This window comes from Marinobacter nanhaiticus D15-8W, assembly GCF_036511935.1.
In the GTDB taxonomy this organism is placed as follows: domain Bacteria; phylum Pseudomonadota; class Gammaproteobacteria; order Pseudomonadales; family Oleiphilaceae; genus Marinobacter_A; species Marinobacter_A nanhaiticus.
In genome coordinates this window covers 2,215,545-2,239,711 of sequence record NZ_AP028878.1, presented here as the reverse complement: position 1 = coordinate 2,239,711, position 24,167 = coordinate 2,215,545, and the positions used below count along the sequence as shown (strand labels likewise).

The 24,167-nt window shown below is 57.7% G+C and carries 18 protein-coding genes and 4 tRNA genes; 6 read left to right on the top strand and 16 right to left on the bottom strand.

Going from position 1 to position 24,167, the window contains the following annotated elements; genetic code table 11:
• Positions 1-7: 7 nt before the first annotated feature.
• From clpX to RE428_RS10035, 7 genes are all read right to left on the bottom strand, one after another.
• A complete protein-coding gene (gene clpX / locus RE428_RS10065) occupies positions 8-1,291 on the bottom strand; it encodes an ATP-dependent Clp protease ATP-binding subunit ClpX (RefSeq protein WP_004581873.1) in 1,284 nt (427 codons plus the stop codon).
• 194 nt (positions 1,292-1,485) lie between these two features.
• Complete coding sequence (clpP, locus tag RE428_RS10060) at positions 1,486-2,121, bottom strand: ATP-dependent Clp endopeptidase proteolytic subunit ClpP (RefSeq protein WP_040882637.1); 636 nt, start codon at positions 2,119-2,121, stop codon at positions 1,486-1,488.
• Positions 2,122-2,456: 335 nt separating this feature from the next.
• Positions 2,457-3,761: a trigger factor gene (gene tig, locus RE428_RS10055; RefSeq protein ID WP_004581871.1), complete on the bottom strand. Its 1,305-nt coding sequence runs from the start codon at positions 3,759-3,761 to the stop codon at positions 2,457-2,459.
• 216 nt (positions 3,762-3,977) lie between these two features.
• A tRNA-Leu gene (locus RE428_RS10050) sits at positions 3,978-4,062 on the bottom strand.
• Positions 4,063-4,134: 72 nt separating this feature from the next.
• A tRNA-His gene (locus RE428_RS10045) sits at positions 4,135-4,210 on the bottom strand.
• Positions 4,211-4,354: 144 nt separating this feature from the next.
• Positions 4,355-4,431 (bottom strand) — tRNA-Arg (locus RE428_RS10040).
• Between the two features lie 40 nt (positions 4,432-4,471).
• Positions 4,472-4,548: transfer RNA gene (locus RE428_RS10035), tRNA-Pro, on the bottom strand.
• Between the two features lie 283 nt (positions 4,549-4,831).
• Here RE428_RS10035 and folD point away from each other — a divergent pair.
• Positions 4,832-5,689 (top strand): bifunctional methylenetetrahydrofolate dehydrogenase/methenyltetrahydrofolate cyclohydrolase FolD, encoded by an 858-nt coding sequence (folD, locus tag RE428_RS10030; RefSeq protein WP_004581870.1) that lies wholly within the window; start codon positions 4,832-4,834, stop codon positions 5,687-5,689.
• An 88-nt stretch (positions 5,690-5,777) separates the two neighbouring features.
• Here folD and RE428_RS10025 read toward each other — a convergent pair whose 3' ends face one another.
• From RE428_RS10025 to RE428_RS10015, 3 genes are all read right to left on the bottom strand, one after another.
• Positions 5,778-7,958, bottom strand: coding sequence for a malate synthase G (locus RE428_RS10025; protein ID WP_004581869.1), 2,181 nt, complete (start codon positions 7,956-7,958; stop codon positions 5,778-5,780).
• 158 nt (positions 7,959-8,116) lie between these two features.
• Complete coding sequence (cysS, locus tag RE428_RS10020) at positions 8,117-9,499, bottom strand: cysteine--tRNA ligase (protein ID WP_004581868.1); 1,383 nt, start codon at positions 9,497-9,499, stop codon at positions 8,117-8,119.
• 62 nt (positions 9,500-9,561) lie between these two features.
• Positions 9,562-11,238 carry a glutamine--tRNA ligase/YqeY domain fusion protein gene (locus tag RE428_RS10015; RefSeq protein ID WP_004581867.1) on the bottom strand — a complete coding sequence of 559 codons (1,677 nt, stop codon included), beginning with the start codon at positions 11,236-11,238 and terminating at the stop codon, positions 9,562-9,564.
• Between the two features lie 167 nt (positions 11,239-11,405).
• Between RE428_RS10015 and RE428_RS10010 the strand changes: the two genes are divergently transcribed.
• Positions 11,406-11,915 carry a peptidylprolyl isomerase gene (locus RE428_RS10010; RefSeq protein ID WP_004581866.1) on the top strand — a complete coding sequence of 170 codons (510 nt, stop codon included), beginning with the start codon at positions 11,406-11,408 and terminating at the stop codon, positions 11,913-11,915.
• Entirely contained in the window at positions 11,912-12,640 is a 729-nt protein-coding gene (locus tag RE428_RS10005; protein WP_004581865.1) for a UDP-2,3-diacylglucosamine diphosphatase, read from the top strand. The genes RE428_RS10010 and RE428_RS10005 overlap by 4 nt, the downstream gene beginning before the upstream one ends.
• A 100-nt stretch (positions 12,641-12,740) precedes the next feature.
• On the opposite strand, the gene RE428_RS10000 is transcribed toward RE428_RS10005, so the two are convergent.
• On the bottom strand, positions 12,741-13,511 hold the full coding sequence (locus RE428_RS10000) for a ferredoxin--NADP reductase (protein WP_004581864.1): 771 nt from the start codon (positions 13,509-13,511) through the stop codon (positions 12,741-12,743).
• Positions 13,512-13,635: 124 nt separating this feature from the next.
• Here RE428_RS10000 and RE428_RS09995 point away from each other — a divergent pair, with 124 nt between their 5' ends.
• Positions 13,636-14,523 carry a LysR family transcriptional regulator gene (locus RE428_RS09995; protein ID WP_004581863.1) on the top strand — a complete coding sequence of 296 codons (888 nt, stop codon included), beginning with the start codon at positions 13,636-13,638 and terminating at the stop codon, positions 14,521-14,523.
• A 150-nt stretch (positions 14,524-14,673) separates the two neighbouring features.
• Here the strand turns inward: RE428_RS09995 and RE428_RS09990 are convergent, their stop codons facing one another.
• Positions 14,674-15,282: a MiaE family protein gene (locus tag RE428_RS09990; protein ID WP_004581862.1), complete on the bottom strand. Its 609-nt coding sequence runs from the start codon at positions 15,280-15,282 to the stop codon at positions 14,674-14,676.
• Positions 15,283-15,747: 465 nt separating this feature from the next.
• Here RE428_RS09990 and acnB point away from each other — a divergent pair, with 465 nt between their 5' ends.
• The gene (gene acnB, locus RE428_RS09985; protein WP_004581861.1) at positions 15,748-18,342 is read left to right on the top strand and encodes a bifunctional aconitate hydratase 2/2-methylisocitrate dehydratase; all 2,595 of its coding nucleotides are present in this window, start codon (positions 15,748-15,750) and stop codon (positions 18,340-18,342) included.
• Between the two features lie 93 nt (positions 18,343-18,435).
• Positions 18,436-18,909, top strand: a complete 474-nt coding sequence (locus tag RE428_RS09980) for a YchJ family protein (protein ID WP_004581860.1) — start codon at positions 18,436-18,438, stop codon at positions 18,907-18,909.
• Here the strand turns inward: RE428_RS09980 and thpD are convergent.
• The 4 genes from thpD to nuoM all read right to left on the bottom strand — a co-directional run bounded on the left by thpD (position 18,906) and on the right by nuoM (position 24,161).
• Entirely contained in the window at positions 18,906-19,871 is a 966-nt protein-coding gene (gene thpD / locus RE428_RS09975; protein WP_051079797.1) for an ectoine hydroxylase, read from the bottom strand. The two genes, RE428_RS09980 and thpD, sit on opposite strands and share 4 nt — an antisense overlap.
• Positions 19,872-20,111: 240 nt before the next feature.
• Positions 20,112-21,155, bottom strand: coding sequence for a sodium:calcium antiporter (locus RE428_RS09970; RefSeq protein ID WP_004581858.1), 1,044 nt, complete (start codon positions 21,153-21,155; stop codon positions 20,112-20,114).
• A gap of 13 nt (positions 21,156-21,168) precedes the next feature.
• Positions 21,169-22,611, bottom strand: a complete 1,443-nt coding sequence (nuoN, locus tag RE428_RS09965; RefSeq protein WP_004581857.1) for an NADH-quinone oxidoreductase subunit NuoN — start codon at positions 22,609-22,611, stop codon at positions 21,169-21,171.
• Positions 22,611-24,161 (bottom strand): NADH-quinone oxidoreductase subunit M, encoded by a 1,551-nt coding sequence (gene nuoM, locus RE428_RS09960; RefSeq protein WP_004581856.1) that lies wholly within the window; start codon positions 24,159-24,161, stop codon positions 22,611-22,613. Before nuoM ends, nuoN begins: the two co-directional genes overlap by 1 nt.
• Positions 24,162-24,167 lie beyond the last annotated feature (6 nt).

Below are 24,167 nucleotides of genomic sequence, written 5' to 3'. Positions count from 1 at the left end.
CGAAGAATCAGTCCTCCGGCACCGCCTTGGCATGGTCGTTGTTGGCGTAGATCTTGAACGGCTCGGAGTCACCGTTGATCACGCTTTCATCGATCACCACCTTGCAGACTTCATGCTCGGACGGGATCTGGTACATGGTATCCAGCAACGTTGCCTCAAGGATCGAGCGAAGACCTCGCGCGCCGGTCTTCCGCTCCATCGCCTTCCGCGCTACGGCGCGCAGGGCGTCTTCACGGAAGTCGAGCTCGACGTCTTCCATGTCGAACAACTTCTGGTACTGCTTGGTCAGCGCGTTCTTCGGCTCGGTCAGGATCTGCACCAACGCTTCCTCGTCGAGCTCTGTTAGAGTAGCAACGACCGGAAGACGACCGACAAACTCAGGAATCAAGCCATACTTGACGAGGTCTTCGGTCTCGACGTCCTTGATGATGTCACCCGTGCTCTTGCGATCTTCTTCGCTGACCACAGAAGCGGAGAAACCGATACTGCTACGCTCGGACCGCTCGCGAATGACCTTATCCAGACCGGCGAAGGCACCGCCACAGATAAACAGGATGTTGCCTGTATCTACTTGCAGGAACTCCTGCTGGGGATGCTTGCGACCACCCTGCGGCGGAACTGACGCCACCGTTCCCTCGATCAGCTTGAGCAGTGCCTGCTGCACGCCTTCACCGGAAACGTCCCGGGTAATCGAAGGGTTGTCGGACTTGCGGGAAATCTTGTCGATCTCGTCGATATAGACGATGCCGCGCTGGGCCTTGTCGACGTCGTAATCACACTTCTGGAGAAGTTTCTGGATGATGTTCTCGACGTCTTCACCCACATAGCCGGCCTCGGTCAGGGTCGTGGCATCGGCGATCGTGAATGGAACGTTCAGCATCCGCGCAAGAGTCTCGGCAAGCAGCGTCTTACCGCTACCTGTCGGTCCGATCAGCAGGATGTTGCTCTTGCCCAGTTCCACATCAGACTTACCTTCGCCGTAGCGCAGGCGCTTGTAGTGGTTATAGACCGCAACCGACAAAACGACCTTGGCGCGGTCCTGGCCAATGACATACTGGTTCAGCGTATCGCGGATTTCTGCGGGCGTCGGCAGCCGATCGCTCTGCTCTTCCTGTGCACTCTCCTGGATTTCCTCCCGGATGATGTCGTTACACAGGTCGACGCACTCGTCGCAGATGAATACCGAGGGCCCTGCAATGAGCTTGCGGACTTCATGCTGGCTCTTTCCGCAAAACGAGCAATAGAGCAACTTGCCGTTATCGTCGCCCCTGCCGTTTCTGTCATCTGCCATTGAAATACCTCTGTCTTGGCTAACATTTCTTTCGCCGGGACCCGGATCAGAGATTCCGGCCCTTCCCGACATACGCCCGCGACGCCTATTGCGATCACGGCACGTCCCTGCGAATTCCTGCTGGCCTCTATACAGGCATGGGGCGCACCGACAATGCCCGGTTACCCCAACCTTTCATAGCCACCAAATCAGTATTATTTATTCGACACGCGTTTATCAAGTACGGCGTCGATCAGACCGTAGTCCTTGGCTTGGTGTGGATCCATAAAGTTATCGCGATCAGTATCGCGCGAGATCGTTTCGAGATCCTGACCGGTGTGATGGGCCAACAGACGGTTCAGCGTTTCACGGATTTTTAGAATCTCACGGGTATGGATCTCAATATCGGACGCCTGACCCTGATAGCCACCCAGCGGCTGGTGAATCATCACCCTGGAATTTGGTAGACAGGCGCGCTTCCCTTCTGCTCCACCGGCGAGAAGGAACGCACCCATGCTAGCTGCCTGCCCCACGCAAAGCGTGGCCACATCGGGCTTGATGAACTGCATGGTGTCGTAGATCGACATTCCTGCCGTAACTGAGCCACCAGGACTATTAATATAGAGGTGAACGTCCTTATCCGGGTTCTCGGATTCCAGGAACAGGAGCTGCGCGACAATCAGGTTGGCCATGTGGTCCTCGACCGGCCCTACCATGAAAATGACACGCTCCTTGAGAAGACGGGAATAAATATCGAAAGAGCGTTCGCCGCGAGCAGTTTGCTCGATGACGATCGGTACCAGACCGGAATTGGTCACCATGGTCGGGCCGTCATAAGGTTTTTGCATCATGATGTGCCTGAACTCCTTAATGTTTGGGCGAGCCAGAATGTTAGAGCGGACCAATCGGTGATATGGGGGCCACCCGATTGGAAGTCAACTGAGGCGCTCTCCAAAAATAGGCCCAGCTATCTAAACAAACCCCGGTTTTCCAAGGGAGCCTTTAATTGCCCCCTAGAAAAAACAGCCGGCAAATCCGGCTGTTCCGTAGTCTACCCCATCCGTTTCAGCCTGGGCGAAACAGAACGTTATTCGAGTGTTGCATATCCGCCCCTCAAGGCTAAGTTATGCAACACCCCTCGCCACCCTGGTTATTGACACCGAGGGCGCTTGAGCCATCGCGGCGTTTAACCCTGCGACTGCCCTGCCTGAACCGCTTCCTCGTACTTCATCTTCTTCTCTTTGACCTTGGCCTTGTCCAGCACATGGTCGACAACAGCGTCTTCGAGCACTACGGACTCGATCTGAGCCTTCTGCTGCGGGTTGCTGCTGTAATGAGCGATGACTTCATCCGGAGTCTCGTAAGTAGACGCGATCTCCTGGATCTTCTCGTCCACCTTTTCCGGTTCAGCTTTGATGTCGTTCTGGCGGATCAGTTCCTGGAACAGCAGCCCGGTCTTTACGCGGCGCTTGGCTTGGTCAGTAAAGAGTTCAGCAGGCAGTTGCTTGGGGTCCATCTGGCCGCCGAAACGCTGTACGGCGTCCTGGCGCAGACGATCGATCTCCTGGTCGATAAGGGCCTGGGGCACCTCGACTTCAGTGCTTTCCAGCAAACCTTCAACAACGTCGTTCTTCACCTTGTTGTTGACCGCCTGCTTCAACTCCCGCTCCATGTTCTTCTTCACTTCGGTGCGGAAGCCTTCTTCGTCTTCGGCCTCGACACCAAACTTCTTGAAGAACTCCTCATTCAGTTCAGGCAGGACCGGCTCTTCGACGGTGTGGACCTTGATCTCGAACTTGGCCGGCTTACCCGCCAGCTCTTCGTTCTGGTAATCCTCGGGGAAAGTCACCTCGACCTCCAGCTCTTCACCGGCCTTGGCGCCGATGACACCTTCCTCGAAGCCGGGAATCATTTGGCCGGAACCCAGGGTCAGCTTGTGCCCTTCGGCTGAGCCACCTTCGAAGGCTTCACCTTCGATGAAACCCTTGAAGTCGATAGTGACGACGTCCTTCTTCTTGGACTTACGCTTTACGGATTTCATATCGGCCTGCTGGCGACGCAGGTTATCGATCATGTTGTCGAGATCCTTGTCAGACACCTCGGCTTTCGGCTTCTCGACTTCGATCTTGCTCAGATCGCCCAGCTCAATCTCAGGCAGTACTTCGAAGATGGCAATGAATTCGAGATCCTTACCTTCTTCCATGTTCTTGGGCTCGAAACGAGGCCAGCCTGCCGGCGAAATGTCCTTCTCTTCAAGCGCCTTGACGTAGCTGTCGCGCATGACTTCGCTCACAACTTCCTGGCGAACACCCGCTCCAAAACGACGCTTAACGACGCTCATCGGCACCTTGCCCGGACGGAAGCCGTTCAGGCGTACGGTGCGCGCGGTTTCCTGCAGACGCTTTTGCACAGCCTGATCAATTTCCTGGGCGGGCACACCAATCGTCATGCGACGCTCGATGTTGGACGTCGTTTCAACAGACACTTGCATGGAAGTTCCTCGAATTACCGATTCATGGGTTAGTGGATACAGGCCTGAGAAAAACGCAATGTAAACCACGTTATTCCGCGAGAACCTGCGAAAACTAAAACGCGTATTTTATCACGCTTTTGGTGGCGGAGAGAATCGCCCGGAGCGCCGACTTCACACATTCGCAAGCGCAATCGAAAGGAAAACCGAGAAGAAAGACAGGAAGAAACAGAATAATGGTGCGAGAGGAGAGACTCGAACTCTCACGGGTTGCCCCACTGGAACCTAAATCCAGCGCGTCTACCAGTTCCGCCACTCTCGCATACCGACCGCAGGGCTCATGATGACTGCCGCCATCCCAGGCCACCGGGCATGGAAATCAAATCGGGAAAAGTGGGGTGGACGAAGGGGCTCGAACCCTCGACCGCAGGAGTCACAATCCTGAGCTCTACCAACTGAGCTACGTCCACCACATTGTTGCGCCAAGCATGCAGAATGCAAGCTCTGACTTAAGACCTGAAGGCAATAAATTACCTGGCCTGATATCCGTTCGTTCAACTTTGCTTCGGGGCCTGGTTCGCGCTCTGTGAAGAACCCTCACCCGCCGGGTTGATTGGCGCGCCCGGTAGGACTCGAACCTACGACCCACGGCTTAGAAGGCCGTTGCTCTATCCAGCTGAGCTACGGGCGCTTGACCTTTCGCCCACCTGAATGACCAGGTTTTAAATAAGTGGTCGGGGTAGAGAGATTCGAACTCCCGACATCCTGCTCCCAAAGCAGGCGCGCTACCAGACTGCGCTATACCCCGTTCCAAACGACCTGAACAACAGATGCCTCAGCAAAGTTGGCGCGAATGATACCGGCGGTTCCGGGGCCCGTCAACACGGATTTCCGATTACCTGCCTTTCTCTTCCGCTCCGTTGGCCGAAACCCGGAAGCATGCGACAATAGCGCGCAATTTTTCCGGGGTCATACTCGCCCTTCCCTGTCGTCACACATAGATGCCGGCAACACCCAGAGGCCAGTGCCGATCCCACCGCCACTCGCACGCGCAGGCCCGCAACCTGCCCTCAAACCAGATTATACAGGCAATGACAGCACAACTGATTGATGGAAAGAAGATCGCCGCCCAGGTACGGGAAGAGGTCAGGCTAGGTGTCCAGTCCCGTATGGAACGGGGGCTGCGCGCACCCGGACTTGCTGTGGTACTGGTCGGCGAGGACCCGGCCTCACAGGTCTATGTTGGCAACAAGCGCAAGGCCTGCGAGCAGGCGGGCATTATCTCGCTCTCCTACGACTTACCCGCCGATACGACCCAGAAAAGCCTCGAAAAGCTGGTCGATGAACTGAATGAAAACCCGGAGGTCGACGGTATCCTGGTTCAACTCCCCCTACCCGATCACCTGGACGACGATCCGATCCTGGTCAAGATCAGGCCTGACAAGGACGTGGATGGCTTCCACCCCTTCAACGTCGGTCGTCTGGTACAGCGCCGCCCGGAGCTACGCCCATGCACACCTGCCGGCATTATCACGCTACTTGACTCAGTGGGCACGCCATACAAAGGCCAGCACGCGGTGATCGTCGGCGCGTCCAATATTGTCGGCCGCCCCATGGCGATGGAACTACTAATGAAGGGCGCGACCGTGACAGTCACTCACCGGTTTACCCAAAACCTCCCAGGATACATAGCTGAGGGCGACATCGTGATTGCGGCCGCTGGGAAACCGGGACTGGTCAAGGGCGAGTGGATCAAGGAAGGCGCCACAGTTATCGATGTGGGCATCAACCGAACCGAGGAAGGGAAGCTGATCGGCGACGTGGAATTTGCAGTCGCTACAGAACGCGCCGCCTATATCACCCCGGTTCCGGGTGGCGTGGGACCGATGACCATCGCCACTCTGCTGCAGAATACGCTTTTCGCTGCCAACGAACTGCACGAGGACTGAGGCACGAGGTTTTTACGAAAACCTGTTTTTACACGCCCGGCAGATACAAAAAAACCCGCACGAAGCGGGTTTTTTTGTGGCCGGTCGCTTACTGACCGTACTTGGCTTTCGCCTTCAGGCGATAGGCGTGCAACAACGGCTCGGTGTAGCCGTTCGGCTGCGAGCGACCCTTCAGCACCAAATCGACTGCCGCCTGGAACGCGACGCTGTCGTCATAGTTCGGCGCCATGGCACGGTAGCTGGGATCCTTCTCATTCTGACGATCGACAACGGTCGCCATGCGCTTCATGGTCTCCATGACCTGCTCTTCAGTGCAGATGCCGTGATAGAGCCAGTTGCAGATGTGCTGTGATGAGATACGCAGGGTCGCGCGGTCTTCCATCAGGCCCACATCATTGATGTCAGGCACCTTGGAGCAGCCAACACCCTGGTCGATCCAGCGCACCACATAGCCAAGGATACCCTGAGCATTGTTATCCAGCTCCTGCTGGATCTCGTCCGCGGACAGCGCCTTCGGATCCTTCATGAGCGGAACGGTCAGGATGTCATCGAGACTCGCGCGCTCACGCTTGGCCAACTGCTCCTGAACCTCGGCCACGTTGACCTTGTGGTAATGCAATGCGTGAAGTGTGGCCGCGGTCGGCGACGGGACCCAAGCTGTGTTGGCGCCCGCTTTCGGGTGGCCAATCTTGGCGTCCATCATTGCCGCCATCATGTCCGGCATGGCCCACATACCCTTACCGATCTGGGCAACGCCTTTCAGGCCTGATTCAAGACCGATATCCACGTTCCACTGCTCATAGGCCTGGATCCACGCGGCGGATTTGATCTCACCCTTGCGGATGATCGGACCTGCTTCCATGGAGGTATGGATCTCGTCACCGGTGCGGTCAAGGAAGCCAGTGTTGATAAAGATACAACGTTCTTTGGCGGCTTCAATGCAGGACTTCAGGTTCACCGTCGTGCGGCGCTCTTCGTCCATGATACCGACTTTCAGCGTGTAGCGCGGCAGACCCAGCGCGTCTTCCACGCGGCCAAAGAATTCGTTGGTGAACGCCACTTCCTCCGGACCATGCATCTTCGGCTTGACGATGAATACGCTGCCCTTGGTGGAGTTCTGGAATGGGCCATTGCCCTTGAGATCGTGAATGGCGACCAGGGAAGTCAGCAGGCCGTCCATCAAACCTTCTGGAATTTCGTTGCCGTCCTTGTCCAGGATCGCATTGATGGTCATCAGATGGCCGACATTGCGCACCAGCATCAGACTGCGGCCTTTGAGACTCAGCTCGCTGCCGTCTGGCGCAGTGTACGTGCGGTCACCATGCATCTTACGGGTAACCTGGCTACCGCCTTTCTCGAAGGTTTCTTGCAGGTCGCCTTTCATCAGGCCCAACCAGTTGCGGTAGACCACAGTCTTGTCTTCCGCATCAACGGCAGCCACGGAGTCTTCGCAATCCATGATGGTCGTCAGCGCCGACTCCATCAGGACATCCTTCACGTGAGCACCATCATCCTTGCCGATCGGATGGGTCGCATCGATCTGGATCTCGAAGTGCATACCGTTCTTGACCAGCAGGATCCCAGTGGGCTCACCGGCCGCGCCGGAATAGCCGACGAAGGCAGACTCGTCTTTCAGGCCGACAGCTTGGCCCTCATGCAGCCTCACGACCAGCTTGCCGTCCTCGACCAGATACTTGGCAGCATCCTTATGGCTGCCACTTGCCAGCGGAGCGGACTCGTCCAGCATATTGCGCGCATACTCGATGACCTTGGCGCCACGTACCGGGTTGTAGCCAGGACCTTTATCAGCACCACCCTCTTCGGAGATGACATCGGTACCGTAAAGCGCGTCATAAAGGCTGCCCCAGCGGGCATTGGCCGCGTTCAGCGCAAAACGGGCATTCATCACCGGTACGACCAGCTGCGGGCCAGCCATGGTGGCGATTTCGGGATCGACGTTGGACGTGGTGACGTTGAAGTCAGCCGGTTCGTCGACGAGGTAACCGATCTCTTTCAGAAACGCCTTATATTCGTCCAGATTGATCGGCTGGCCCTTGCGCTCGGTGTACCAACCATCCATCTTTGCCTGGATGTCGTCGCGCTTGGCCAGCAGCGCCTTGTTCCGCGGAGCCAGCTCGTGAATGATGGTGTCAAATTCCGCCCAGAATTTGTCAGCATCGACGCCGGTGCCCGGAATCGCTTCGTTGTTCACAAAGTCGTACAAGACTTTAGCGACCTGTAGGCCGCCGACTTGGACGCGTTCTGTCATCGTTATCGCCTCAGTGGGTTGCTGTATTCTGTGGTATCCGAGCGCGGAGTTCTGGACGCTACCCGGTCCACCTCCCTTCTTTTATATGTTCACCTCTCCATCGGAGCAGCGAACGCGCTTTTCGGAGCGCGATAGTCTACGTGAAAATACGGATGAATTCATACACGACGCCAAGTAGTGCCTTCCCGGGCATCGTCCAGGATCACGCCCTGCTCCGCCAGCGTGTCACGAATCCGATCAGCTTCAGCGAAATCCCGGTTGCGCCGCGCTTCGGCCCGGGCTTCAATCTGCGCCTCGATCTCGTCGGCCGTCGGACCATCCGCACTTCCCGTCTGGAAGAAAGCTTCCGGATTCTGCTGCAGTAAACCCAGGACATCGCCCAGACGCACCATCACACCTGCCAGGCGGGCGGCCTCATGCTCGTCTCCGTTGCGGCGCAGCCGGTTGATTTCAGAGGCGACCGCATGCAGCACGGTATTGGCACCCGCAGTATTGAAGTCGTCATCCATGGCCTCCCGAAATTGCTGGTCAAACTCGGTCTCGGGCACATCAGCTGCTGGCGCCAGGCCACGCAACGCCTGATAAAGACGCGTCAACGCACTGGAAGCTTCCGCCAGGTTGTCCTCAGAGTAATCGACCTGGCTGCGGTAGTGACTCGACACCAGGAAGTAACGCACGACCTCCGCCGGGTACTTTTCGAGGATCTCGCGGATGGTGAAGAAGTTGCCCAGCGACTTGGACATCTTCTCCTTATTTACCCGCACTGCGCCCGCGTGCATCCAGTAGTTGACGAAAGGCTGACCGGTGGCCGCTTCCGACTGGGCGATTTCGTTTTCGTGGTGCGGGAACAGCAGGTCCGGACCGCCGCCATGGATATCAAAGGTATTGCCCAGGCAGCAGGTGGACATGGCAGAGCACTCGATATGCCAGCCCGGGCGCCCCTTGCCCCAAGGCGAATCCCAGCTTACTTCGCCGGCTTTTGCGGCTTTCCAGAGGGCAAAATCCGCAGGGCTGCGCTTTACCTCGGACACGTCGACGCGCGCACCGGCAATCAGGTCATCGAGCTTCTTCTTGGAAAGCTTGCCATACCCCTCGAACTGCTCGACCGCAAAATAGACATCGCCATTATCGGCCGCATAGGCAAAGCCCTTGTCGATCAGGGTCTGGATCATGCGCAGCATGCCGTCCATATGACCGGTCGCGCGAGGCTCCTGATCCGGGGCGATTACGCCCAGGGCCCGCTCATCTTCATGCATGGCGTCGATCATGCGTTCCGTCAGGGCGGTGAAGGCCTCGCCATTCTCATCCGCCCGGCGCAGGATCTTATCGTCCACGTCGGTGATATTGCGCACATAAGTGACCTCGTAACCGCGGTGACGCAGATAACGGGTAATCACATCGAAAGCCACCAGCACCCGCGCGTGCCCCAAGTGACAGAAGTCGTAGACCGTCATGCCGCAGACGTACATGCGCACCTTGCCCGGTTCCAGGGTTTTAAGCGCTTCCTTCTTCTGTGTCAGGGTGTTGTATAGTTGAATCACGTTTTCTGGGTCCAAATCTGTTGGGTCCGAATCCTTTGAAACTCGCGCTGTCGGGATGCGTTTTACTTCTGGGCCTTCGCCCAGGAGTCACGCAAGGTGACGGTACGGTTGAACACCGGCTTCTCTGCCGTTGAACGAGCTTCGTCCAGGAAAAAATAGCCTTCGCGCTCGAACTGGTACGGAATATCGTTGCGCGGCTGCGCCAGACTCTTTTCAACGCGGGCTCCGGTCTTGACGATCAGGTTCTCGCTGTTGATATGGGTGACGAAGTCGACGCTCTTGTCACTGTCCGGCGCCTCATGGTTGAACAGCCTGTCATAAAGATAGACGTCGGCGTCCACGCTCTCGTCGGCGGACACCCAGTGGATGACGCCATTGGGCTTGTACCCTTCAGGATTTACACCCAGGGTCGCCGGATCATACTCGCACCTGAGCTCGACGATCTCGCCACTATCGTCACGAACGACTTCGCGACAAGTCATCACGTAACCACCGCGCAGGCGAACGGCCTGGTTCGGGGCCAGACGCTTCCATTTGCGCGGAGGCTCTTCCGCGAAATCCTCACGGTCGATATAAAGCGTCCGTGTCCAGGGCGCCTCCCGGGAGCCCATGTCCGGATCCTGTGGATGTACCGGCAACGTAAGTGACTCAGACTGCCCTTCCGGATAATTGGTCAGTGTCACTTTCAGCGGACGCATCACACACATGGCACGCGGTGCGCGGGCGTTCAGGTCCTCTCGAATCGCATGCTCGAGCATACCCAGGTCGACCGTGCCGCCGGCCTTGCTGACACCCACCATGTCGCAGAAGTTGCGGATCGATTGTGGCGTAAACCCTCGGCGACGCATGCCAGAGATGGTCGGCATTCGCGGGTCGTCCCAGCTTTCCACAAACCCTTCGTCCACCAGGCGCTTGAGTTTGCGCTTGCTGGTGATGGTGTAGTTCAGGTTCAACCGCGCGAACTCGATCTGGCGGGGCTTGCAGGGTGCGGAAATATTGTCGATCACCCAGTCATAGAGCGGACGGTGATCCTCGAACTCCAGCGTGCACAGGGAATGGGTAATTCCTTCCATGGCATCGGAAATTGGATGGGTGAAGTCATACATCGGGTAGATGCACCACTTGTCGCCAGTCTGGTGGTGCGAGGCGAAACGGATGCGGTAGAGGATCGGGTCCCGCAAATTAATGTTGGGCGAGGCCATATCGATCTTGGCGCGCAGCACCAGCGAACCACCTTCATGCTTGCCGTCGCGCATTTCGCGAAAGAGCTTAAGGTTTTCCTCTACCGGGCGATCACGGTAGGGGCTGTTGCGACCCGGCTCAGTCAGGGTGCCCCGGTACTCGGCCATCTCGTCGGCGTTCAATGCACAGACATAGGCCAGCCCTTTCTCTATCAACTCCACGGCGAAGTCATAGATGGCATCGAAGTAGTCGGATGCATAGCGGACATCACCGGTCCAGTCGCCACCCAGCCACTTCACATCGCGGGTGATGGCATCGATGTATTCCTGGGATTCCTTCTCAGGGTTAGTATCGTCAAAGCGCAGGGTACAGTCGCCGCCAAAGGTTTCGGCAATACCGAAATTCAGGCAAATGGACTTGGCGTGGCCAATGTGCAGGTATCCGTTGGGCTCGGGCGGAAACCGGGTTACCACCTTGCCCTGATGCTGACCGCTGGCAATGCTTTCTTCGATCAGGTTACGGATAAAGTTGTTGGCTTTTCGGGATTCTGCGCTCATACATACTCATCTGGTGGTCGATGGAAAACGGCTATTATACGCATAGATGAGGCCGTATCTCATGCATCCGCGTGAATGCTCGCGTACAATTTTATGAAGAAACCGTTTCGGGTGATTTCCACCACCCGAAGACCTATCCGACCGAGTGACGAACACAGGAACCCCTAATGATTCTGCTGAAAACCAATCACGGTGATATCAAGATCGAACTGGACCACGACAAAGCACCGAAAACGGCCGCGAACTTCGAGCAATACGTGCGCGAAGGCTTCTATGACGGCCTGATCTTTCACCGCGTCATCAGCAACTTCATGATCCAGGGTGGCGGCTTCGAGCCCGGCATGGTTCCGCGCAAGACCGGCGCGTCGATCCGCAATGAAGCCAACAATGGTTTGAGCAACATGATCGGCACCGTCGCGATGGCCCGCACCATGGACCCGCATTCCGCCACGGCGCAGTTCTTTATCAACGTCGAGAACAACGGCTTTTTGGACCATACGGCGGAAACTTCCGAAGGCTGGGGCTACTGCGTGTTCGGCAAGGTGGTCGAAGGTATGGACACGGTCAACAGCATCCGCAGTATCCGCACCACCATGCGCCAGGGCCACCAGGATGTACCGGCCGAGGACGTGGTGATCGAATCCGCTGAAGTGCTGGAGGATGGAGGCGCGGCGTGAGCACGCTCTTCATCTCTGACCTGCATCTTGAGGAATCGCGTCGGGATATTACCGACGCCTTCCTAGGCTTTCTCGAAGCCAAGGCAATGCATGCCAACGCCCTCTATATTTTGGGCGACTTCTTCGAGGCCTGGATCGGCGACGACGAACGCACGCCGCTGCAGGAGGAAGTAGCCGGTGCACTGCGCAAGGTGACCGACGCCGGTGTGACGCTCTACCTGATGCACGGCAACCGGGATTTCCTGATTGGCGAGGACTATTGCAACCGTATCGGTGGCACCCTGCTCGATGATCCCACCGTGGTGGACCTCTACGGCACCCCCACCCTGCTGATGCATGGCGACAGTCTGTGCACCGCCGATGTGGAGTACCAGAAGTTCCGCGCCAATATGCGCAATAAGCAGTGGCAGGCGATGTTCCTGAAGCGCCCGCTGGAAGACCGCCAACTCGTGGCCCGCCAGTTGCGCCAGATGAGCATGGCCAAGAACCAGGGCAAGCAGGAATTCATCATGGACGTCACCCCGGATGAAGTTGTGCGCGTCATGGAGGAATATGGCGTGAAGCGCCTGATCCATGGCCATACGCACCGACCAGCCATCCACGACCACACGGTCGCCGGCGAGCCTGCAGAACGCTTCGTGCTAGGCGACTGGGATTCGCACGTCTGGTGGATAGAGGCTGACGAAAACCAGCCGCCCGAGCTAAAGAAGGAAGCTTTTCGCTAGTTCTCTTAACAAGCAAAACCCCAAAAACGCAGAAAGGGACCGTCAGGTCCCTTTCTTATGCACCTCACCCTTGTATACCACTCAATCGGCTTGGCGCACTTTAACGCTCGACAAATGCCCGTTCGATAACGTAGTGGCCCAAATCGCCATGACGTGCTTCCTGGAAGCCCTGAGCGTCCAGAATGGCACAGGTGTCTTTGAGCATGCTGGGGCTGCCGCAAATCATGAAACGGTCGTCTTCTTTGTTGAAGGCGGGCAGGCCCAGATCTTCCATCAACTTGCCGCTTTCCATGAGATCGGTCAGACGCCCCTGATTGCGGAATTCTTCCCGGGTCACCGTCGGATAGTACAGCAGCTTGCCATCGACCATTTCGCCGAAGTATTCGTTGTCCGGCAGGCTGGTAATCTCATCCTGATAGGCCAGCTCGGACACATGGCGAACACCGTGGGTCAGGATCACCTTGTCGAAGCGCTCATAGACCTCCGGGTCCTTGATGATGCTCAGGAAAGGCGCAAGGCCGGTACCGGTGCTGATCAGGTAAAGGTTGCGACCAGGCAGCAAGTGATCCACCACCAAAGTACCGGTCGGCTTGCGGCTGACGAGGATCTCATCACCGACCTGAATCTTCTGCAGCTTGGAAGTGAGCGGGCCGTCCTGCACCTTGATCGAGAAGAACTCCAGCTCCTCTTCATAATTGGCGCTCGCAATACTATAGGCGCGCATTAGCGGCTTACCCTCTTGCTCCAGACCAATCATGATGAAATGACCGTTCTTGAAGCGAAAACCAGGGTCCCGGCTGGTCGTAAAGCTGAACAGCGTGTCGTTCCAATGACGCACGCTCGTTACAGTTTCGCGATTCATATTGCTCATAACGATCTTTCCTGACGCAGCTGTTTAATAGGTTCAAAAGTTTAAAAGTTGAGCACAGCTTACCCCAAGAGTAACCTATCGACAAAATGGGATATTTTCATAACCTTATTCGGTTTACTCGATAATGCGTTACACCTTTCGCCAACTCGAAGTTTTCCTGGCCGCGGCTAATACCCAGAACATCACGCGGGCCGCGGAATCCCTGGCCATGTCGCAGTCCGCCGCGAGCAGCGCCCTGAAAGAACTGGAATCCCAATTCGATATCCAATTGTTCGATCGTATCGGAAAACGCTTACAACTGAACGAGCTGGGCAGGCTATTTCGCCCCCAAGTAGAGGCCCTGCTCTCGCAGGGACGGGAACTGGAGCTGGCACTCGACCAGCACACTGAAGTGGGCGCTCTCAAGGTTGGGGCTACTCTCACAATCGGAAACTACCTGGCCGTTGGCGTCATGGCCCGCTACATGCGCGCCCAACCCCACGCCAAGGTTTCTCTTGAGGTGGCCAATACGCAAACCGTGGCGCGCCGGGTGAAGGACTTCGAACTGGACATCGGGCTGATTGAGGGCGAGCTGCAATCCGACGAACTGGAAGTCATTCCCTGGCGCCCGGACGAACTGGTCGTCTTTTGCTCCCCCGAGCACCCCTATGCCGACAAAGGCGACCTGGACGATGAAGACCTGAAGGCCGCTACGTGGATCATGCGGGAAACCGGTTCGGGCACCCGACAGACTTTCGAGCGCGGTATGCACGGCATCCTGCCCGACCTGAATATCCTGCTGGAACTTGAGCACACCGAAGCGATCAAGCGCGCCGTAGAGGCCAACCTGGGCATCGGCTGCCTGTCCCGGGTCTGCCTGGCCGACGCCTTCCGCCGCGGCAGCCTGATACCTCTCGCCGTGCCGGATTACCGACGATTCGATCGGCAGTTCTACTTTATATTGCACCGTCAGAAGTATCGTAGCGCGGGCATTGGACGCTGGATGGCGTTGTGCCAGGAGCTTTGGAGTTGAGCGAAGTAGTGGCCGGAATGATTCGGTTCACTTGCGCTCACCACATCCTACGCGGGAGCATGCGGCAACGTAGGATGCGCTGAGGCGAAGCCGATGCGCATCAATCCAATAAGGATCCGGTAGGTAGCGTTAGGCAGAGCAACCGCTGACTCAGTTGGCAACCGGACCACTATGGAAACGAAACTCGACATCCGGCTTTTCGATCAAACCTTGCTCGATAGCCAGAAATGCCGCAATACGGTCGTCGATCGATTCGCCAGCTGCCCTCTCCGCCAATTTCAGGTAATCCTGATAATGCCGCGCCTCTGATTTGAGCAGGCTGGTGTAGAACTTTTCCAGATCAGCGTCCAGATGCGGTGCCAAGGCGGCAAAGCGTTCACAGGAACGTGCCTCAATGATGGCGCCAACGATCAGCACATCAACCAGGCGCCCGGGATCCTCGGTTCTTACTTCCTTACGCAGTTCCGCCGCATAGCGTGCTGGCGTGAGGTGGCCGTACTCGACACCTCGTTTTTTCATGATCGCCAGCACCTGCTCGAAATGCCGCAACTCTTCCCTGGCAAGGCGCGACATTTTGTTCAGCAGATCGGAATAATCCACGTAGCGATACATCAGGCTTAGTGCAGTAGACGCTGCTTTTTTTTCGCAATGGGCGTGATCGATCAGCAGCAGGTCCTGGTTAGCCAGTGCGTTTTCGATCCACTGCCGGGGCGTGCGGCATGGCAGGAAGCTATGGATATTATCGAGAGCGGCTTGCATACGGGTTAAATCGGTTCCGGTACGTCTCTATCAATGGCCGCGCATTATACACGATTCGATCAATCCGGCTGCGTCGGCGGATGGCCGCAGGCATCATGACCAACCACATGCTCGCCATTTGTACAACTTAACTTCGTCAGGGATTTCCGCTAGAATTGCCGCCCGAACTCGGTGTCCTGTCGGGCTAATTCATTGACTATTGCTGGGTCCGCGCCGCAAGCGCCTGTCAGTATTGCGTTACTGGGGCGCCTGCCAGTAGATGAATGAATTAGCCAGACGGGACACATATCGGGGAACCAACGACGATTCCCCAGTCACCAATAATCCCTGCTCAAAAAGGAGCCACTGAATAAGTAACTTGCCCTTCCCCATCGATGCCAAGCACCGCCAGGAAGGTTACGTAATCTATTTATTCAGTGCCTCCTTTTGACACTGCGGGGCATCCTAACTGATGAGGGTCTTACCGTGTTAGAAGAATACCGTAAACACGTCGAAGAGCGCGCGGCACTGGGTATTCCCCCCAAGCCCCTGAATGCCGAGCAAACTGCTGCATTGGTCGAGCTGCTGAAGAACCCGCCGGCCGGTGAAGAAGAAGAACTGGTTTACCTGCTGGAAAACCGTATTCCGCCAGGTGTTGACGAGGCTGCCTACGTCAAGGCCGCATTCCTCACTGCAGTCGTCAAGGATGAAGCAAACTCCCCACTGATCAGCAAGGAAAAAGCCGTTGAGCTGCTGGGTATGATGCAGGGTGGTTACAACATTGCCACGCTGGTCGAGCTGCTGGACAACGCCGACCTGGCCAAGCTGGCCGGCGAGAAGCTGAAGAAAACGCTGCTGATGTTCGACGCCTTCAACGACGTGAAGGAAAAGATGGACGCCGGCAACGCCGTCGCCAAGGACGTCATGGAATCCTGGGCCAATGCCGAGTGGTTCACCGGCAAGAAGAAAGTGCCTGAAAGCATGAAAATGGTCGTGTTTAAGGTGACTGGCGAAACCAACACCGATGACCTTTCCCCGGCCCCGGATGCCTGGTCCCGCCCGGACATCCCGCTGCACGCCCGTGCCGCCTACAAGATGCCCCGCGACGGCCTGACCCCGGAAGATCCGGGTACCACCGGCCCGATGACCCAGATCGATGAGATCAAGAGCAAGGGTCTGCCGGTTGCCTTCGTTGGCGACGTGGTCGGCACCGGTTCCTCACGTAAGTCCGCAACCAACTCCGTACTCTGGTTCTTCGGTGAAGACATTCCTGGCGTGCCCAACAAGCGTGCCGGCGGTGTCTGTATAGGTAACAAGGTTGCGCCGATCTTCTTCAACACCATGGAAGACGCTGGCGCCCTTGTATTCGAGGCCCCGGTAGACGACATGAACATGGGCGACGTCATCGACATCCGCCCGTACGAAGGCAAGATCCTGAACGAGGCCGGCGAGACTATCTCCGAGTTCGGTTTCAAGTCCGAAGTGATCCTCGACGAAGTCCAGGCAGGCGGCCGTATCCCGCTGATCATCGGCCGCGGTCTGACCAACAAGGCTCGCGAAGCGCTTGGACTGGGCGCCACTGACATTTTCCGTCTGCCGAAAGATCCGGAAGCGGGCACCAAGGGCTTCACCCTGGCCCAGAAGATGGTCGGCAAGGCCTGCGGCCTGGAAGAGGGCCAAGGCGTTCGCCCAGGCACCTACTGCGAGCCGGAAATGACCACTGTAGGCTCCCAGGACACCACCGGCCCCATGACCCGTGACGAACTGAAAGACCTGGCCTGCCTGGGCTTCCAGTCCGACCTGGTGATGCAGTCCTTCTGTCACACCGCCGCTTATCCCAAGCCGGTTGACGTGGAGATGCAGCACACCATGCCGGACTTCATCCAGACCCGCGGCGGTGTTGCCCTGCGTCCGGGTGACGGCATCATCCACTCCTGGCTGAACCGCATGCTGCTGCCGGACACCGTGGGCACCGGCGGTGACTCCCACACCCGTTTCCCGATGGGTATCTCCTTCCCGGCGGGTTCCGGCCTGGTGGCCTTTGCGGCAGCAACTGGCGTTATGCCGCTGGATATGCCTGAGTCTGTTCTGGTTCGCTTCAAGGGTGAAATGCAGCCGGGTATCACCCTGCGTGACTTGGTTCATGCGATCCCGCTGTATGGTATCAAGCAAGGCCTGCTGACCGTCGAGAAGAAAGGCAAGATCAACGAGTTCTCTGGCCGTATCCTCGAGATCGAGGGTCTGGAGCACCTGACCGTCGAGCAGGCGTTCGAGCTGTCTGACGCCTCCGCCGAGCGCTCTGCAGCCGGCTGTACCATCAACCTGTCCGAAGACTCCGTTGCCGAGTACCTGCGCTCCAACATCGTCATGCTGCGCTGGATGATCGCCGAAGGCTACGGCGACCCGCGTACGCTTGAGCGTCGCGCCAAGAAGATGGAAGAGTGGCTGGCGAACCCAAGCCTCATGCGTGCCGACAAGGACGCGGAATACTCACACGTCATCGAGATCGACCTGGCCGATATCAAGGAGCCGATCGTCTGCTGCCCGAACGACCCGGACGATGCCAAGGTCCTGTCCGAAGTGGCCGGCGACAAGGTGGACGAAGTGTTCATCGGTTCGTGCATGACCAACATCGGTCACTTCCGTGCCGCCGGCAAGCTGCTGGAACAGCACAAGGGCCCGCTGAGCACCCGCCTGTGGATGTCGCCGCCGACCAAGATGGACCAGGCGCAGCTGATGGAAGAAGGCTACTTCAACACCTACGGCACTGCCGGTGTACGCACCGAAATGCCGGGCTGCTCCCTGTGCATGGGCAACCAGGCTCGTGTCGCGGCCAAGTCCACGGTACTGTCCACCTCCACCCGTAACTTCCCGAACCGCCTGGGCGATGGTGCCAACGTGTACCTGACTTCTGCGGAACTGGCGGCTGTGGGCGCGGTTCTCGGCAAACTGCCGACGCCGGCGGAGTACATGGAGTACGCCAAGGACCTGAACAGCATGTCCAAGGACATCTACAAGTACCTGAACTTCGACCAGATGGAGAACTACACCAGCAAGGCGGCCAAGGCTTCCGTAGCCTAAGCCCCGACTGGATACTCCAAGGGCTATGCCCGGAAGACGCCAGCTCTCGCAGCTGGCGTTTTTTTTGGTCTTCTAACCGTTCCGAAGTTACTTATGAGTACCGCTCTTCTCTGTCCCTGCGGTAGCCAGCTGTCCTATGCAGAATGCTGCAAGCCGTTTCACGATGGCAAATCCGCGCCGTCACCCGAATCCCTGATGCGATCGCGCTTCACCGCTTTCGTGATGCACAAGATCGGCTATCTGCTGCAAACCTGGCACCCAACGACACGCCCTTCGGATCTCGACCTCCAGGGCTCACCGAACTGGACGACTTTGCAGATACTCGACGCATCGGAAACGGGCAATAAAGGGAATGTACATTTTCGCGCCATGTATCGCGAGATGGGGCGATGGGGTTACCTGGAGGAAAACTCAGACTTTGTCCGCGAAGAGAATCAGTGGCTCTACGTTAGTGGAACCCCTCGCCAGGGAACGTTCAAGCCGAGCCGCAACGACCGCTGCCCGTGCGGGAGCGGTCGCAAGTACAAGGCATGCTGTCTCAACCGAGAGAGTAACGTCCTTGATTAGCCTCTGAACTTGAGTGGGCTGACTCCCTGCCCCGCCAGCTCAGGGAAATCATCATGCATCGTTAGCGGATCGGTGTTTTCACGGGCACCCAGAAATTCCGGACGTGGGTTTGGTGCGGCGTATGGTTCTTCCAACTGATTCTCTACGCTGTTGTAGACGAAGAACAGGTTAGACCGCGGCCATGGCGACATGTTTTTGTTGGACGCATGCAGGGTATTGCATTCGAACAGGAGTAGCGACCCTGCCGGTCCTTTCGGAGCCTGTATCCCTCCACGTTCAGCCAACATGGCGAGGGAATCCTGATCAGGAACACCGAGGCGCTGTGCCTTCAGGGAATCCGTCCAGTTCATGTCTGGCGTTTCGCCTATGCAGGGTACGAAGTAATGATGTGATCCCGGAATCAGCATCAGCGGGCCGTTGAACTCATTATTGTCGGTAAGCATGAGCGATGCACTTACCGCCCGCATGCGCGGCATACCGTCTTCGGAATGCCAGGTTTCGAAATCCGAATGCCAGTCGAAACCGCTTCCCTGAAAGCCGAATTTGTCATTGATGCGCGACTGGTGAATATAAACTTCACTGCCCAGCAGCTGACGCACCATTCCCAGTATACGAGGGTCCCGGGTGAGTCGGTTGAAATGATCGGAAATTTCGTGCATCGCGAAAACAGACCGAATCTCTCCCGACTCGGGGTCTTTGATGATCTGCTGCGATTCCATGAGTTTCTTATCCTCAGCCATCTCCTTCAGCTCGTCGAAGAAAGGCTGCATGCGCTCCTGGGAAAAGAACCCTTCAAACCAAAGAAAGCCGTCTCGCTCATATCTCGAAAGTGACATTTCATCCAGCGGTCCATCCCAGCGCCACTGATTACGGGAATGTACGACCGGATCAAGACGAACAAAGGGATCGATGCCCTGATCTTCTTTTAATCGCGAAGGGTAAGGGTTTGTTTCGTGGGTCATAGCGGATAACCTCAATTTCTCTGCAATGCATCAAAATTTCGGCCGTCCGGACTGAGCTCCGGGCATTTGCTCCGCCCACCGGTTACGGAGCAGGAAGGGGCCCGACGTCTTGGCTGTTCCTTCGGCCTTTCGCGGGACAAGAACACGTGCATCTGGAAGCGTTTAAACAGTTCCGGCGTTTTTCCTAAGCTTCCATACACGCTTCTCTTATCTACTCTATGTGAACCATAACCGCTTAACTCAACCACCCGCCAACAACATAAGGCAAACCCCGACCACGTAAAGCACGATTATTGCAAAACTTTCAGAGCCGATACGGGCAATGCCCTGCTCTTGCCGGCGGATCAGTCCCATCATCAGGATGCCACACATCAACAACGTCAGCGCCACCCAGAATTGCGACGAGTCGCGCATGGCGTGGTAAATGGAACCATCTCTGTACGCCACGTCAGACGCCGCCATGAAAAGCGTGTCGAAGGCGTTGCCGCCAATAATGCCGCCAATCGCCAGAGTCAGCGCGCCCCTTCGCACGGCCGCAATCGACGTCACCAGCTCAGGAATGGATGTACTGACTGCCGTGAACAGAACGCCCACCGCAGTGAGCGAGAGCCCGGAAGCCGACGCAATCTTGTTTGCTGTCGGCTCGAGCAGGAACCCGGCAATCGCAAGTCCACTTGTCAGTACCGCAAACTCGATACCCAGCCGAGGCAACGGCGGCATCTGGTTGACGTCATCCGGCACGTCCTGTCGCGTCTCCTGGGTGAACGATGGACGCCACATGGGTTCCAGGCGGGCATTCCTGACTAACCAGATACCGTAGATATACATGCCAAACAGGATCGGTGTTATCGGATGCACCCCCCAGATCGTGACATTCGGCGATAGCGGTGCAAACAGGATCAGCGAAAGGAGCGCTATCAGCAGCGCATTCTGCAGCATGTTGGGCACCGAAGCCGCGGCATGCTCCAGGTTTGCACGCCGGTAGACCAAGTCAGCCAGGGCCAGGAAGAGCGTCTGTACAGCGATGCCGCCCATCGCATTACTGATAGCCAGTTCCGGATGCCCCCGCCAGGCCGCAGTTACCGAAAGGACGGAACCGGAAAGCGATGTCGCGGCCCCCAGGATCACCGCGCCCGCAAGCGCCTCGCCAATCCCGAGCCGGTCCGCAAGTTGGTCCACGACCCGGGTGAGCCGCGTACCCAAGACGCCGATCACCAGTGCGCAGGCGCAGAAAACACCTACGGCGACGCCGACAGACCAGTTGTCCGGGCTCAGACTGATCACAGGTTCTCCTTTCTTACTGACCCGCCACCGCGATATCGGCCATCCAGTCGATCGCCGGTGTCGGGTATACACCTAACAGGATCACCAGCAACGCCAGGCCCAGGGTCACCAGCCCCCCGGCACGAATAGCCCAATCGTGAGGGGCATCTCTACGCTGCATGCCCGGCTCTACGAGGTACAGGGTAACCAGGACGCGCAGGTAGTAGTAAAGCCCGATGGCACTGCCCGCAAGGATACCGCCAACCAACCACCAGCGCCCGGCCTCGACGGCGAGCGCGACGATATAGAACTTGCCGATGAAGCCGGCGGTAAATGGAATGCCCGCGAGAGAAAGCAGGGACACGGTCAACACCGCCGCCAGATACGGCCGTCGCCAGAACAGCCCGCGGTAGTGATGCAGGGCCGAAGCATCTTCACCACTATAGGGACTGGAGAGCACCGTCACGACGCCGAAAGCGCCCAGCGTCGTGACCAGGTAGGTCACCAGGTAGATGCCCGCCGTCTCCACAGCAAGCCCATCAGCCACCACCAGCACAACCAGCAGATAGCCGAAGTGAGCGATGGAGGAATACCCCAAGAGGCGTTTCAGGTTGGGCTGGAGCAAAGCCAAAATGTTGCCCACCAGCATCGTAATCAATGCCAGTACCGTCAGGATCAGGTGGGGTCCGGTTTCGTGGAACACCGGCACCTCCATCACGATACGCAGGAAAACAATGAACACGGCCGCCTTGCTTGCCGTAGCCAGGAAGGTAGCCGAAGGTCCAGGCCCGCCCTGGTAGACGTCCGGCGTCCAGAGATGGAAAGGTACGAACGAAAGCTTGAAGCCGAGCCCCACCAGCATCAGCCCTGCACCTGCAATAGCCCAGACACCTTGCGTACTCGCCAGCCGGGCGCCAATGGTCGCAATATCCAGCGCGCCGGTCTCGGCGTAGAGCAAGGCCATACCGAACAGCAGGAAGGCTGTTCCGGCCGCGGACAGGATCAGGTACTTGATCCCCGCCTCAAGGGAACGTTCATCCCGAAAGGTGTACGCCAACATGCCGTAAAGCGGCATGGAGAGCAGTTCAAGGCCGAAGAAGATAGTCGCCAGGTGACGGCTGGCCACCAGCACCATACCGCCGGCAGCAGCACAGAGCAGCAGCAGGTAGAACTCCTCCTTTGGCCCTGGATAGCCTTCCAGGTAGCCATGGGCGAAAGTGGCGCAGGCCAGGGAGGAAACCAGCACGACCGCCATGCCAAAGATGGCCAGGCCGTCGAACACCAGCAGCGGCGTCTCGACCGTACCCATCAGCCACACCGCGATCACCGAGACCAGAGCCAGGTTCAGCCCCAGGACAGAAACCAGGAACGTGGCGGCATGGTGGCGGCGCCACGCAATCCCCAGCATCACCGTTATCGCGGTTGCGCAGACGAGGATCACGGGCGTCAGGGCAAAGATGTCGGCTTTCGTCAGCATCATTGCCCTCCCTTGAACCAATGGACCGTACCCACTTCGGCACCCGCAGCGAACACCTGCTGCACTTCAACCATGACCGCGCTGGTCGTGTCCAACAGCGGTTGTGGATAGAGGCCGAACAGCAAAACCAGGGCCAGCAAACCGGACATCATGGAATATTCACGCCAGTCCAGACCGCGGAACTGCCCCTCCCCCTGCGAAGGACCGAAATGCACCCGTTGCATCAGGATCAGTGAATAGATTGCTGCCAGCACAAGACCGATGCTGGCCAGTACCACTACGGTCGGGGCAACGGGGAAAGTCCCGAAAAGCACCATGAACTCGCCGATGAAATTGGCCGTCCCGGGCATACCCAACGAAGCCGCAACAAAGCACAGGGAGAAACCGGGGAGACTCTCGAAACGGCCCCACAAACCGCCCATCTTGCGCATATCGCGGGTATGTAGGCGCTCGAACAACTGGCCACTGAGTATGAAAAGGCCGGCCGCTGAGAACGCATGAGCCACCATGAGCACCACCACGCCCTGCAGAGCAAGTTGGGAGCCGGAGTAGATGCCGATGATCACGAAACCCATATGGGAGATCGACGTGTAGGCAATAAGGCGCTTGATATCCTGCTGGCCGCAGGCAAGCAATGCCCCGTAGAACACGCCCACCACACCCAGCGCCATCGCAACGGGCGCAAAAGTCTGCGACGCTTCGGGAAACAGCGGCAGCGCGAAACGCAGCATCCCATAGGCGGCGGTTTTCAGCAGGATGCCCGCCAGATCCACACTGCCGGCCGTGGGCGCCTGGGCATGGGCATCCGGCAACCAGCCGTGGAACGGCACCACCGGCAGCTTGACCGCAAACGCCACGAAAAAGCCGAGCATCAGCAACATGGCCATGGGTTCGGATAGCGGCGTCTGCAACAGATCGGCATAGGCGAAGGAGTACTCGCCGGTATTGGCGTGGTGCATAAACACCAGGGCCAGGATGGACACCAGCATCAGCAGCCCGCTCGCCTGGGTATAGATGAAGAACTTCATCGCCGCCCGGATGCGGGTCTTGCCCTCCGACCCGCTATGTCCCCAGAGCGCGATCAGGAAGTACATGGGCACCAGCATCATTTCCCAGAAGAAGAAAAACAGGAACAGGTCGATGGCCAGGAAGACCCCGACAACACCCGCGAGGATGAAGAGCAGGTTCAGGTGGAAAAAGCCGATCCGCTGGGAGATCTCCTTCCAGGAGCAGATCACCGCCAGCATGCCCAATAGCCCTGTTAAGGCGATCAGGATCAGCGAGAGGCCATCGAGGGCCAGGTGGATATCGATACCAAAGCGCGGTATCCAGGGGACGCGGTATTCCATGGCCCAGCGGATGGCGGCGTCGCCCCCCTCCGCAGCTGGCAACCGGTAGTCGCCGTGCCACCAGAGTACCAGCGTCGTGACGAATACCAGCGTCATGGTTGCCAGCGCAATCCAGCGCGGCACCTTCTCGCCCCATTGGTCAGCCTGCCAACACAGCAGGCCACCGATAAACGGAATCAGGATCAGCCAGATCAACACCATGGTGTC

Excerpts from the sequence above, each read along its gene's own strand:
- clpX (WP_004581873.1), bottom strand. The coding sequence starts at position 1,291 with ATGGCAGATGACAGAAACGGCAGGGGCGACGATAACGGCAAGTTGCTC.
- clpP (WP_040882637.1), bottom strand. The coding sequence starts at position 2,121 with ATGATGCAAAAACCTTATGACGGCCCGACCATGGTGACCAATTCCGGT.
- tig (WP_004581871.1), bottom strand. The coding sequence starts at position 3,761 with ATGCAAGTGTCTGTTGAAACGACGTCCAACATCGAGCGTCGCATGACG.
- folD (WP_004581870.1), top strand. The coding sequence starts at position 4,832 with ATGACAGCACAACTGATTGATGGAAAGAAGATCGCCGCCCAGGTACGG.
- RE428_RS10025 (WP_004581869.1), bottom strand. The coding sequence starts at position 7,958 with ATGACAGAACGCGTCCAAGTCGGCGGCCTACAGGTCGCTAAAGTCTTG.
- RE428_RS10015 (WP_004581867.1), bottom strand. The coding sequence starts at position 11,238 with ATGAGCGCAGAATCCCGAAAAGCCAACAACTTTATCCGTAACCTGATC.
- RE428_RS10010 (WP_004581866.1), top strand. The coding sequence starts at position 11,406 with ATGATTCTGCTGAAAACCAATCACGGTGATATCAAGATCGAACTGGAC.
- RE428_RS10000 (WP_004581864.1), bottom strand. The coding sequence starts at position 13,511 with ATGAGCAATATGAATCGCGAAACTGTAACGAGCGTGCGTCATTGGAAC.
- RE428_RS09995 (WP_004581863.1), top strand. The coding sequence starts at position 13,636 with ATGCGTTACACCTTTCGCCAACTCGAAGTTTTCCTGGCCGCGGCTAAT.
- RE428_RS09990 (WP_004581862.1), bottom strand. The coding sequence starts at position 15,282 with ATGCAAGCCGCTCTCGATAATATCCATAGCTTCCTGCCATGCCGCACG.
- RE428_RS09980 (WP_004581860.1), top strand. The coding sequence starts at position 18,436 with ATGAGTACCGCTCTTCTCTGTCCCTGCGGTAGCCAGCTGTCCTATGCA.
- thpD (WP_051079797.1), bottom strand. The coding sequence starts at position 19,871 with ATGACCCACGAAACAAACCCTTACCCTTCGCGATTAAAAGAAGATCAG.
- nuoN (WP_004581857.1), bottom strand. The coding sequence starts at position 22,611 with ATGCTGACGAAAGCCGACATCTTTGCCCTGACGCCCGTGATCCTCGTC.
- nuoM (WP_004581856.1), bottom strand. The coding sequence starts at position 24,161 with ATGGTGTTGATCTGGCTGATCCTGATTCCGTTTATCGGTGGCCTGCTG.